Below are 11501 nucleotides of genomic sequence, written 5' to 3'. Positions count from 1 at the left end.
GTAACCAGCATGCCGGACCTATCCGGGACTTCGCGGTCGGCTCGAAGATCCGGCGCCCGGATTACCTACCCAACGTTGCTTGACGCGGCACTAGCCCTATTGACCGCGCGGGAAACCTGGCCGATACAACTGCGCGACCCCGCCCGCCCGTGTTGACTACTGTCGATACCGCTGGGCCACACCCGGCGACCGACCCGACCGCACCAGGCATGTGAGGCAGAATCAACATGACCGAAACCGCTGCAGGCCACCAGGACTCGTATCCGCCCAGCGCGGAGTTCACCGCCGCCGCCAATGCCGATGCCGCCCTCTACGCGCGTGCCGAGACCGACCGCGACGGCTTCTGGGCCGAGCAAGCCAACCGGCTGCACTGGCACACACCCTTCACCCAGGTGCTGGACTGGACCGACGCTCCGGTCGCGCGCTGGTTCGCCGACGGCGAGCTCAACGTGGCCTACAACTGCGTGGACCGCCACGTCATCGACGGGCACGGCGAACAGGTCGCCATCCACTGGGAAGGCGAACCGGGCGACTCCCGCGACATCACCTACCGCGAACTGCTCGCCGAGGTCTCCCAGGCCGCCAACTACCTGACCGAACTCGGGCTGGAAGCAGGCGATCGCGTCGCCATCTACATGCCGATGGTGCCCGAGGCGATCGTGTCGATGCTGGCGTGCGCGCGGCTGGGCCTGACGCACTCGGTGGTGTTCGCCGGGTTCTCGCCCAGCGCGCTGCGCCAGCGGGTCGACGACGCCGAGGCGCGGTTGATCATCACCACCGACGGGCAGTGGCGGCGCGGCAAGCCCGCGCCGTTGAAGGACGCCGTCGACGAGGCGCTGGGCTCGGATCCGTCCTCGGTGGAGCATGTGCTGGTGGTGCGCCGGGTCGGGACCGAGGTGCCGTGGACCGAAGGTCGCGACCTGTGGTGGCACGAAACCGTGTCTGCCGCTTCACCTTCGCATGAGGCACAGCCGTTTCCGGCCGAGCATCCGCTGTTCATCCTCTACACCTCCGGGACCACCGGGAAGCCCAAGGGGATCTTGCACACCACCGGCGGGTACCTCACCCAGGTCGCGTACACGCACCACAACGTCTTCGATCATCAAGCAGGACAAGATGTTTACTGGTGCACCGCCGATATCGGCTGGGTCACCGGGCACAGCTACATCGTGTACGGACCGCTGGCCAACCGGGCCACGCAGGTCGTGTACGAGGGAACGCCCAACTCCCCCAACGAACATCGCCACTTCGAGATCATCGAAAAGTACGGCGTCACAATCTATTACACCGCACCGACCTTGATCCGCACCTTCATGAAGTGGGGGCGCGAGATCCCCGACGCGCACGATCTGAGCACCTTGCGACTGCTGGGCTCGGTCGGCGAACCGATCAACCCCGAAGCATGGCGCTGGTACCGAGAAGTGTTCGGTGCCAACGCCACTCCCATCGTGGACACCTGGTGGCAGACCGAGACCGGCGCCATCATGATCTCGCCGCTGCCCGGCGTCACCGCCACCAAACCCGGCGCCGCCATGGGACCGCTGCCCGGCATCTCCGCCACCGTCGTCGACGAAGAGGGCAACCCGGTACAGCTGGGCGAGACCGAGGCCAACGGGTACCTCGTGCTCGACAAGCCGTGGCCGTCGATGCTGCGCGGCATCTGGGGCGATATGGACCGCTACCGGTCCACCTACTGGGAGCGCTACGCCGAACAGGGGTGGTACTTCGCGGGCGACGGCGCCAAACTCGACGCCGACGGCGACCTGTGGGTGCTCGGGCGGGTCGACGACGTGATGAACGTGTCGGGTCACCGGATCTCCACCGCCGAGGTGGAGTCCGCGCTGGTCGGGCATCCGGCCGTGGCCGAAGCCGCGGTCGTGGGCGCCAGCGACGACACGACCGGGCAGGGGATCGTCGCGTTCGTCATCCTCACCGGGGCGGCCGTGCGCGGCGACGACCTGGTCGGTGAGCTGAAGGCGGCGGTGTCCAAGGAGATCAGCCCGATCGCGCGGCCCCGCGAGATCCATATCGTGCCCGAGCTGCCCAAGACGCGCAGCGGCAAGATCATGCGCAGGCTGTTGCGCGATATCGCCGAGGGACGCGAGCTCGGCGACACCTCCACACTGGTCGATCCGGGCGTATTCGAGGCCATTCGCGCGGGTAACAACTGACCAACCCCGGACGGTGACAACGCGCTGTCGCCGTCCGGGTCCGTTAGGCTCATGACTTCAGGTGTGCCGGGAAGTCTGGTCGGCGTGCGGTCGTGAATCCGGGAAGCCGGACAGCGGCCGCGACCCCGTCGACCTCTGCCGAAAGGCTTGCCCTTGATCACGCGCGTCCGCTCCGAGCTCACCCGCTATCTCCGCACCGAGACCGTCGGCGGTGCGCTGCTGCTCGTGGCCGCCGCCGTGGCCCTGATCTGGGTGAACTCGCCATGGGGTGCCAGCTATCAAACGCTGATCGACACCCGCCTCGCCATCCCCCCGCTGCACCTGGACCTCACGCTTGCCGACTGGTCCAAGGACGGGTTGCTCGCGATCTTCTTCTTCGTCGCCGGGCTCGAGCTCAAACGCGAGTTCGCGGTGGGCGAGCTGGCCGACCCGAAACGCGCCGCGCTGCCGATCATCGCCGCGGTCGGTGGCGTGGTCACCCCCGCCGCGATCGCGCTGGTGGTCGGCCACGGCGTGCCCGGCATGGAGAACGGCTGGGCCATCCCGGTCGCCACCGACATCGCGTTCGCCCTGGCCATCCTCGCGATGACCGGCTCCCGCATCCCCACCAGCGCGCGGGTGTTCCTGCTCAGCCTGGCCGTGGTCGACGACCTGCTGGCCATCGTGCTCATCGCGGTGCTGTTCACCGCCTCGCTGTCACTGCTGTGGCTGGCCGCCGCCATCGCCTGCTGCGCGGCATGGGCGCTGGCACAGAAGTTCCGGCTGCACACCCCGCTGTTCTACATTCCGGTCGCGCTGATCTGCTGGTACGCGCTGCACGAGGCCGGCATCCACCCCACGCTGGCCGGCGTCGCCCTCGGCCTGCTCACCCGCGTGCGCAAGGATCCGGGCGAGAAAACCGCGCCCGCCACCCACCTCGAGCATGTGGTGCAACCGATCTCGGCCGGATTCTGCGTGCCGGTGTTCGCGCTGTTCGCCTCGGGAGTGCCGCTCAACAGCGACGTGTTCGGCTCGCTGTTCACCGACCGGCTGGCACTGGCGATCATCCTCGGCCTGCTGCTGGGCAAAACCATCGGAATCTTCGGCGTGAGCTGGGTCGCGATCCGGCTCGGCGTGGCGAAACGCCCAGTGGGACTGGAGTATCGCGACATGTTCGCCCTGTCGGTACTGGGCGCGATCGGGTTCACCGTTAGCCTGCTCGTGGCGGAACTCGCGCTCGCCGATGTGGGCACCGAGGCCATCGATCTTGCGAAGGCCGCCGTTCTGGTGACCTCGATGGCAGCATCGCTGATCGGATCGGCGCTACTGTTGCGCCGAGGACGTGTGCACTCCGCGCGCCGTGATGCAGACCAGTTACCACAGGGAGAAGGGTCGACGAAGTGAGTTACACCCAAGGCGGAAATGACGGTCGGACGGTCACTTCGATCCCGTTGACCGACGCCAATCCGCCCGGATCGGCCAGCATCGGCAGCCTCGTGCGCGACGCCACCGAACAGATGTCGACGCTGGTGCGCGCCGAAGTGGCACTGGCCAAGGCCGAAGTCACCGGCGAGATCAAGAAGGGGCTCACCGGCAGCGTCTTCTTCATCCTCGCGCTGGTGGTGCTGCTGTTCAGCTCGTTCTTCTTCTTCTTCTTCATCGCCGAACTGCTCGACGTATGGCTGGCCCGCTGGGCCGCGTTCCTGATCGTGTTCGTGCTGATGGTGCTCGCCACCGTGGGCCTGGCGCTGCTGGGCTGGCTCAAGGTACGCAAGGTGCGCGCGCCGGAGAAGACGATCGGCTCGCTCAAGCAGACCGCCGAGGTGCTGCCCGCGGCGTTCGCACACCGCGACAGCGCGCACACACCCCACGCATCGTTGGAGAAGTCCAGTAACCGTTGACGCGCCCGGCGGGCCCGGTCGCGACAGCCGGACCCGCCCACTAGGCTCGATCGGCGTGTCGTCCAACTCATTCCCGGATCCCTCCAGCGTCCGCTTCGACGGACCGTGGACCCACCGGGACGTGCACGCCAACGGAATCCGCTTCCACATCGTCGAAGCCGACGGTCCCGACCGCGCCCACGCCCCCCTGGTGCTGCTGCTGCACGGCTTCGCCGACTTCTGGTGGTCGTGGCGGCATCAGCTGACCGCCCTGGCCGACCACGGATATCGCACCGTCGCGGTCGACCTGCGGGGATACGGCGATACCGACAAACCACCGCGCGGCTACGACGGGTGGACCCTCGCGGGTGACATCGCCGGGCTGATCCGCGCGCTGGGCCACACGCAGGCCACTGTCGTCGGTCACGCCGAAGGTGGGCTGGTCTGCTGGGCTACCGCAGTATTGCACCCGCGACTGGTTCGTTCGATCGCGCTGGTTAGTTCGCCGCATCCGGCCGCTTTGAAAAGTGCTGTGCTGCGGGATCCGGCGCAGCGGGCGGCCTGGTTGCCCGAGTTCCTGCGGTACCAGCTGCCGCGGTACCCCGAGAACCTGCTCACGCGGCGTGGTGGGGCCGAAGTGGAGCGGTTGTTGCACGATCGGGTCGGTGAATCATGGTCGGGCAGTGCGGAATTCGTCGAGACTGCCTCGCGGATGCGGGATGCCATCCGGATTCCGGGGGCCGCGCACAGTGCGTTGGAGTATCAGCGGTGGGCGTTCCGGAGTCAGTGGCGGCCTGATGGTAAGCGGTTCATGGCGACTATGCGGACGCCGATCGATATACCGGTGGTGATGTTGCGGGGGGAGCAGGATGATTATCTGCTCGATGCGACGTTTCAGCGGGGGGAGGCGTTGTCGCCCAATCGGACGTTGGTGTCGATTCCGCGGGCTGGGCATTATGCGCATCAGGAGAATCCGAGCAGGGTCAATGAGGTGTTGACTACGCGGTGGCGGGAGCAGAACGGGTCGCCGCACGATGATTTGGTTTCGCCCTGAGGGTTTGCCCACCACCTTTTCGGTGCGGGTAGTCACCAGGAAGTCTCTACCAAAGGGCCCCGCCCTGATCTGGACTGACCGGAGGGTGCGACGAAGGAGCACCCGGAGGGAGGGAAGATCAGGGCCCCTTGGGGCCCGCTCGAGCGCGCCAGCGCTCCAAAAACTCAGCTCAGGACGCAGGCTCCGGTGTCTACGGGGGTGGTGCTGGGGGTGGCTGCGGCCAGTTCGGAGGACACCTCGTTGAGGGTCAGGACGTAGCCGGTGTCGTCGTCGGTTACTGCGGCGCCGAAGACTACGCCCAGGAGTTGGCCTTCGGTGTCTACCAGGGGGCCGCCGGAGTTGCCTGCGCGGACTTGGCCTCGGACGGTGTAGACCTCGCGCTCCACGGTGCCGTCGCGGTGGATGGTGGGGCCGGTGAGGTCAAGGGTTTCGCGGACTCGGGCTGCGCTGGCGGTGTAGGGGCCGCCGCCGGGGTAGCCGAGCACGATCGCGCTCTCGCCGGAGCTGGCGGGCTCGGGGGCCTGGGGTAGGACGGGGGCGGTCAGGCCGGGCACGCTCAGGATCGCGATGTCCTTGGAGGGGTCGAACAGCACGACGGTGGCATTGAGGGCGCCGCGGGCGGTATCGACCGCTACCGCGTTGGTGCCTGCCACGACGTGGGCGTTGGTCATCACGCGTTCGGGGGCCACGACGAAACCCGAACCTTCCAGCGCGCGCTGGCAACTGGGGGCGGTGCCGCGAATGCGCAGCACGCTGGGTTGCAGCGAGGCGGCGACGGGGCTGGCCAGCACGCTGGGGTCAGGGGGTTCGACCGCGGCGATCGGCGCGCGACCGAACGGGCCGATCACATCCGGGAGTCCGGACGTGTCCAGCAGTCGGGAGAACTCGTTGGGGACCTTGCGTAGCCAGTCGGGTGCCACCGAGTTAACGTCGGCGAGCACCTTCGACCCGTTGATCGCGGCGGCCACGGCCGGTTGGGACGCGGTGGCCAGCGGTAGCGCGAGCAGCCAGGCCGCGACCAGGACGGTCACCGCCTGCAGCACGGCGCCCACGACACTGTCGACACTGCGCGCGACCGGCTGGCGGATGCCTGTGCGCGCGGCTCGGCCCAGCACCATGCCCGCGACCTCGCCGATGATCACCAGCAGCACGATCAGCAGGATGCCGCCCAGCACTCGGCTGCGGCCCTCGCTGAGGTGTTTGAGGATGTGCGGTGCGATCAGAATGCCCGCGACCGCGCCCAGCGCGACACCGAAGAACGCCAGCGCCGACGCCACCGCACCCTGCCGCCAGCCGGTGGACGCCGCGACCAGTGCGATCAGCACCACCGCGATGTCCAGCCACACCGACGGGGTCACAGCGTCATTCCGACCGCAGCCAGCGAGCTCTCCAGGTCACGCACGTCGCCCCGATCCCAATCTTGTTCCCACCCAGCTGATTTGATGATGCCGGCGAGAATACCGCCGGTGAGGCCCCAGACCAGCATCCCATCGACTTGGAACGCGGGGCTCTGGTAGCCGAGACTGCCACGGACCATGAATCTGTGTGCCGGATCGAGCAATTCGGCCAGCGGAACACGCACGACACGCTCGGTTTCGCCCTGATCGACCACGCGCACCGCGGTGGGTGCCCGCCAGTAGCCGAGCACCGGGGTGACATCGAATTTCGACGGCGGAACGAACAGTTTCGGCAGCACGGCAAACGGTGCGACACCGGCGGGGTCCAGACCCGTCTCCTCGGCGGCCTCGCGCAGGGCGGTGCCGATCGGACCGCCGTCGCCGGGATCCGCGGCGCCACCGGGGAACGCGATCTGGCCGCCGTGTTGACGCATGGTCGAAGCACGTTGGGTGAGCAGCACATCGGCATCGGCGGGCAGGCCGCCCGGCGCGGACTCGTCGGGGTCGGGCGAGCCGCCGAACAGCACGAGCACCGCGGCCTGGCGTGGTTTGCCCGTCAGCGACATGGCCCGGCGCAGGGCGCGGGACTTGGCGAGCGTGTCGTCGGCGTCGGGGCCGCCTGCCCGGATCGCGGTGCGCAACCAGGGCGGAATGCCGGAATCGTCGAGCTTGCCTACCTCGTTCACGCCATCGCCTTCGATCCGCACGCCACCATCACGTCCTCTGTCATACCGTGACCCCGAGCTTCGCGGCTACCGTATCCGCGATGTCGGCCACGTCGGCGAAAGTTCGCACTTCCACACTCGCGATGCTGCCGTCGGCCCGCACGAGCACCGAAATGGGCAGCACGGCGGGCGCACCGACCGCGCTGCGCACCGCGGCTTGCGCGTCTTCGACGCCGGGCAGGGTGATGCCGAGACCGCTCAACCGCGACAACGCCTTCGCCTCGTCGGGATCGCTGTGCACGGTCATGACGGTCAGCGCCGAGCCCGCCCGCTGGGCGAATTCCTGCAGATGCGGAAGTTCCACGGCGCAGGGCCCACACCAGTAGGCCCACAGGTTCAGCAGCGCGGGCTTTCCGGCCAGCGCCGCCGCGAGGTCCACCGGCTTGCCATCAGCCAGGCAGGTCAGCTGGATTCCAGCCAGCGGCACCGTCTCGGTCGCCCGCGGTCCGGATTCGTTCGCCTGCGGTCCAGGCTCGGTCGCCTGCGGTGCGGATCCAGCCGCTCCCGTTCCCGGCTCGGACGCCGCCGGTCCTGGACACGCCGACAACCCGACCGCCGCACGCTCCTCGGCCGACACGCCCGACGGCTGTCGCGAAGTCTGCGAAACCACCCCCGTGTTCCCCGCCCCCTCCCGCGGCCAGAGCGCCGCCGTCGCCGCCAACACCACGATCACCGCGGCCAGCACCCACCGCACCGCGGGCCTTCGCAGAAGTTCGCTCACAAGCCGACCATCTTCAGCAGATGTTCGCGCTCGGGCCCCTTCACCAACTCCGCGGCCACCGCCGGATCGGTGGGTCCGAGCCCGAACGACGGGCAGTCGTCGGCCAGCGCGCACGCACCGCAGGCCGGCTTGCGGGCATGGCACACGCGGCGGCCCTGGAAGATCACCCGGTGCGAGAGCATCGTCCAGTCCTTGCGCTCGAACAGCTCCCCTACCGCGTGCTCGACCTTGACCGGATCTTCCTCGTCGGTCCACTTCCAGCGGCGCACCAAGCGGCCGAAATGGGTGTCGACGGTGATGCCGGGAACGTCGAAGGCGTTGCCGAGGATGACGTTGGCCGTCTTGCGCCCGATCCCGGGCAATTTCACCAATTCGTCCAGGGTGTGAGGCAATTCACCGTCATATTTTTCGACCAGGGCCTGACCCAGGCCGATCAGGGAGCTGGTCTTGTTCCGGTAGAAGCCGGTGGCCCTGATGTATTCCTCCAGCTCCACCCGGTTGGCCTGCGCGTAGTCGTGCGCGCCGCGGTACTTGGCGAACAGGGCCGGAGTGGTGAGGTTCACCCGCACATCGGTGCACTGGGCGGACAGGATCGTGGCCACGGCCAGTTCCAGCGGAGTGGTGAAGTCGAGCTCGCAGTGCGCACCGGGGAACGCCTCGGCCAGGGTGCGGTTCATCCGGCGGGCGCGCCGGACCAGACCGATCCGCGTTTCCCCAGCTATCGCACGATTCTTCCGCTTGCGGGCGGCGGTGATCCCGGTGGGAACCGCGGTCGAATCGGCATCGCCTGCGGCGGCGGGGGCAGGGGAAACAGGCACCGCTTCACCATACGGAACCACTCCGACAACATTGCCTCGCCAGATTGCCCGCTGTGTTCCATCTGAGACCTGGACCGTGTTTACTGCCAGACATGCAAGGACTCGCTGTGGTGCTCTTCCCAGTGCTGTTGATGCTGTTCGCGCTGGGGATGGAGCGGGTCGAGAATCGGCTCAGAAAGCTTCTCGAACCCGACGAAGAGGTTCAAAAGTACCTGGACAGCGCCAGCAACGCCGAAGTGAAAGAGCTGACGAAGCTCGGCCTGCCCGCCGCTGTGGCGCGCGTGCGCAAGCGCCGTACCCAAAACCCGGATCTGGATGTAGCAAAGGCGAGCTGACCAGCCGATTCACACTGTGCGCACATCGCGCAATCCACTCTTTACGTGGTGTCTGTCACTGTGGTGCCGGAATCCCGCGTAGACTGCGCGGTTGGTCGATTCGCTCGACCAGGTTCGCAAGCCATATCCCATAAGGAGCACATTCGTGGACGAGGCCCTCGCCAGAGCAGGCATCTTCCAAGGCGTCGAGCCCACCGCGGTGGCCGCGCTCGCCAAGCAGTTGCAGCCGGTGGATTTTCCGCGCGGGCACGTCATCTTCAACGAGGGCGAACCCGGCGATCGGCTGTACATCATCACGACGGGCAAGGTGAAGATCGGCCGACGGTCCCCGGACGGCAGGGAGAACCTGCTGACCATCATGGGTCCGTCCGACATGTTCGGTGAACTGTCGATCTTCGACCCGGGCCCGCGTACCTCGACCGCCACCACGGTCACCGAGGTCCGCGCCGTGACGATGGATCGCGACGCACTCAAGTCGTGGATCGATCAGCGCCCCGAGATCGCTGAGCAACTGCTGCGCGTGCTGGCACGACGCCTTCGCCGCACCAACAACAACCTCGCCGACCTGATCTTCACCGACGTGCCCGGTCGCGTCGCGAAGGCACTGCTGCAGCTCGCGCAGCGGTTCGGCACCCAGGAAGCGGGCGCGCTGCGCGTGACCCACGACCTGACCCAGGAGGAGATCGCCCAGCTGGTCGGTGCTTCCCGGGAAACCGTCAACAAGGCGCTGGCCGACTTCGCACATCGCGGATGGCTGCGCCTCGAGGGCAAGAGCGTGCTGATCTCGGATTCCGAGCGTCTGGCACGTCGCGCCCGCTGACGTAGAACTACTGCCGTCCCGGTACAACGGGACCGCGCATGCGTGTGGGCTCACGAGGAGAGGGCCTCGTCCACACCGTCGCGGTTTCGTCGTGCCGGGACGTCTGCGTTTCACGCACAACTCGATCGCCGACGAGTCACGTCGGCGATCGAGCAGTTGTCAGTGTTGTTCGGCCCGAAGGTATTCCAGCTGCGCCTGCACCGAACTTCGCGCGATCGGCCACAACCGCTTGTCCACATCGGCATACACCTTGCGGACCACCGCGAAAGCGCCTGCGTCGGGCCCTAATTCGACCAGCGCGGCCCTGACCTGATCCAGTCGCTCACGCCGGTGATCGAGGTAGTACTGCACGACCGGCGCGGCATCGGGATGGTCGGGTCCGTGCGCGGGCAGCAACGCCTTGCCCGCGCCCACGTCACGCAGCTTTTCCAGCGACGCGAAGAACCCGGCCAGCGCACCCGGCGCGGATTCGAGCACCGTGGTGCCCTGCCCGAGAACCGTGTCACCGGTGAGCACCGCGTCGTCCAGCAGCAGGCTCACCGAATCGGACGTGTGACCGGGCGTGCCCAGCACGGTGATTCGCAGGCCTGCGGCGTCGATGATCTCGCCGTCGACCAACGGCACGACGTCACCGCGTAGGTACTTAGGATCGGCCGAACGCACCGGCGTCCCGGTGGCTTTCACCAGGTGATCGATACCGCCGGTGTGATCGGGATGGTGATGGGTGATCAGGGTCAACGCGATCCGACCGCCGGTGGCTTCGACGATGTCGGCGGTGTGTTTCTTGTCCTTCGGTCCCGGATCCACGACCACGTAGGAGTCGCTGTCGGGGCCGCGTAGCAGCCAGGTGTTGGTGCCGTCGAGCGTCATCTGACCGGGGTTGTCGGCCAGCAGAACGGACGCCGTCGGGGTGACCTGACGAACCTGGCTGTACGCGGGATGTTCCAGTGCCATAGCGGCTGCCTAACCGACCTCGACGATCAATTCCACCTCTACGGGCGTGTTCTTCGGCAGTTCGGAGACGCCGACGGCCGAGCGCGCGTGCACGCCCGCCTCGCCGAACACCTCACCGAGGAACTCCGACGCACCGTTGATCACGATCGGCTGATCGTTGAATCCCGGTGCCGAGGCGACGAATCCGACGACCTTCACGATCCGAACCACCTGATCCAGGCCGACCAGATCGTGCACCGCCGCCAACGCGTTCAGCGCACACAGCCGAGCCGCCTCCTTGGCCTGCTCGACATCCACCTCGGCGCCGACCTTGCCCACCGACGCCAGTTCACCGTCGACGAAAGGCAGCTGGCCCGACGTGTACACCAGCGAACCGGTGCGCACCGCCGGGACGTAGGCCGCCACAGGCGCGGCGACCGGCGGCAGCGTGACACCGAGCCGGTCCAACGCGTCCTTCCACGCGGTGGCCACGGCTACTTCTGCCGCTTCAGGTAGGCGACGTGCTGTTCGCCGGTCGGGCCGGGCAGCACCGAAACCAGTTCCCAGCCGTCGGACCCCCACTGATCGAGGATCTGCTTTGTCGCGTGCGTCAACAGCGGCACGGTCGCGTACTCCCACAGGGTGACTTCACTCATGGTGTGAGTTTA

13 protein-coding genes are annotated in these 11501 nt (G+C 67.5%); 6 read left to right on the top strand and 7 right to left on the bottom strand.

Annotation, left to right across the window (positions count from 1 at the left end):
• Window positions 1-227: 227 nt before the first annotated feature.
• The 4 genes from acs (at window position 228) to ACFWVD_RS25905 (ending at window position 5084) form a co-directional block, all read left to right on the top strand.
• The gene (gene acs / locus ACFWVD_RS25920; RefSeq protein ID WP_379247051.1) at window positions 228-2171 is read left to right on the top strand and encodes an acetate--CoA ligase; all 1944 of its coding nucleotides are present in this window, start codon (window positions 228-230) and stop codon (window positions 2169-2171) included.
• A gap of 153 nt (window positions 2172-2324) precedes the next feature.
• Window positions 2325-3554: a Na+/H+ antiporter NhaA gene (nhaA, locus tag ACFWVD_RS25915; RefSeq protein WP_379247049.1), complete on the top strand. Its 1230-nt coding sequence runs from the start codon at window positions 2325-2327 to the stop codon at window positions 3552-3554.
• Window positions 3551-4051: a phage holin family protein gene (locus ACFWVD_RS25910; protein WP_379247047.1), complete on the top strand. Its 501-nt coding sequence runs from the start codon at window positions 3551-3553 to the stop codon at window positions 4049-4051. Before nhaA ends, ACFWVD_RS25910 begins: the two co-directional genes overlap by 4 nt.
• 55 nt (window positions 4052-4106) lie before the next feature.
• A complete protein-coding gene (locus tag ACFWVD_RS25905) occupies window positions 4107-5084 on the top strand; it encodes an alpha/beta fold hydrolase (protein WP_379247045.1) in 978 nt (325 codons plus the stop codon).
• 164 nt (window positions 5085-5248) lie between these two features.
• On the opposite strand, the gene ACFWVD_RS25900 is transcribed toward ACFWVD_RS25905, so the two are convergent.
• Genes ACFWVD_RS25900 through nth form a run of 4 tightly spaced genes read right to left on the bottom strand, consistent with a single transcriptional unit; the run spans window position 5249 to window position 8682 of the window.
• Window positions 5249-6442, bottom strand: a complete 1194-nt coding sequence (locus ACFWVD_RS25900; RefSeq protein WP_379247043.1) for a MarP family serine protease — start codon at window positions 6440-6442, stop codon at window positions 5249-5251.
• Complete coding sequence (locus tag ACFWVD_RS25895) at window positions 6439-7167, bottom strand: NUDIX hydrolase (protein WP_379247041.1); 729 nt, start codon at window positions 7165-7167, stop codon at window positions 6439-6441. The genes ACFWVD_RS25900 and ACFWVD_RS25895 overlap by 4 nt, the downstream gene beginning before the upstream one ends.
• Before the next feature lie 40 nt (window positions 7168-7207).
• A complete protein-coding gene (locus ACFWVD_RS25890; protein WP_379247039.1) occupies window positions 7208-7927 on the bottom strand; it encodes a TlpA family protein disulfide reductase in 720 nt (239 codons plus the stop codon).
• On the bottom strand, window positions 7924-8682 hold the full coding sequence (gene nth, locus ACFWVD_RS25885; protein ID WP_379247059.1) for an endonuclease III: 759 nt from the start codon (window positions 8680-8682) through the stop codon (window positions 7924-7926). Before nth ends, ACFWVD_RS25890 begins: the two co-directional genes overlap by 4 nt.
• Before the next feature lie 155 nt (window positions 8683-8837).
• On the opposite strand from nth, the gene ACFWVD_RS25880 reads away from it, so the two are divergent.
• Together ACFWVD_RS25880 and ACFWVD_RS25875 are read left to right on the top strand one after the other, a co-directional pair.
• On the top strand, window positions 8838-9080 hold the full coding sequence (locus ACFWVD_RS25880; protein ID WP_379247037.1) for a hypothetical protein: 243 nt from the start codon (window positions 8838-8840) through the stop codon (window positions 9078-9080).
• A gap of 145 nt (window positions 9081-9225) precedes the next feature.
• Entirely contained in the window at window positions 9226-9900 is a 675-nt protein-coding gene (locus tag ACFWVD_RS25875; protein WP_040703546.1) for a Crp/Fnr family transcriptional regulator, read from the top strand.
• 159 nt (window positions 9901-10059) lie between these two features.
• Here ACFWVD_RS25875 and ACFWVD_RS25870 read toward each other — a convergent pair whose 3' ends face one another.
• The 3 genes from ACFWVD_RS25870 to ACFWVD_RS25860 are packed head-to-tail and all read right to left on the bottom strand — an operon-like array spanning window position 10060 to window position 11489.
• Window positions 10060-10854 (bottom strand): MBL fold metallo-hydrolase, encoded by a 795-nt coding sequence (locus ACFWVD_RS25870; protein ID WP_379247035.1) that lies wholly within the window; start codon window positions 10852-10854, stop codon window positions 10060-10062.
• A 9-nt stretch (window positions 10855-10863) separates the two neighbouring features.
• Entirely contained in the window at window positions 10864-11325 is a 462-nt protein-coding gene (locus tag ACFWVD_RS25865; protein WP_379247033.1) for a RidA family protein, read from the bottom strand.
• A gap of 2 nt (window positions 11326-11327) precedes the next feature.
• The gene (locus ACFWVD_RS25860; RefSeq protein ID WP_101464811.1) at window positions 11328-11489 is read right to left on the bottom strand and encodes a DUF4177 domain-containing protein; all 162 of its coding nucleotides are present in this window, start codon (window positions 11487-11489) and stop codon (window positions 11328-11330) included.
• Window positions 11490-11501 lie beyond the last annotated feature (12 nt).

This window comes from Nocardia sp. NPDC058666 (assembly GCF_042714895.1).
In the GTDB taxonomy this organism is placed as follows: Bacteria; Actinomycetota; Actinomycetes; order Mycobacteriales; family Mycobacteriaceae; genus Nocardia.
Note: the sequence above shows the minus strand (reverse complement) of the source record. Positions and strands in the feature narration are given on the sequence as shown.

Bases quoted from the DNA above. Each gene is read 5' to 3' on its own strand.
- acs (WP_379247051.1), top strand. From the start codon at position 228: ATGACCGAAACCGCTGCAGGCCACCAGGACTCGTATCCGCCCAGCGCG.
- ACFWVD_RS25880 (WP_379247037.1), top strand. From the start codon at position 8,838: ATGCAAGGACTCGCTGTGGTGCTCTTCCCAGTGCTGTTGATGCTGTTC.
- ACFWVD_RS25870 (WP_379247035.1), bottom strand. From the start codon at position 10,854: ATGGCACTGGAACATCCCGCGTACAGCCAGGTTCGTCAGGTCACCCCG.
- ACFWVD_RS25860 (WP_101464811.1), bottom strand. From the start codon at position 11,489: ATGAGTGAAGTCACCCTGTGGGAGTACGCGACCGTGCCGCTGTTGACG.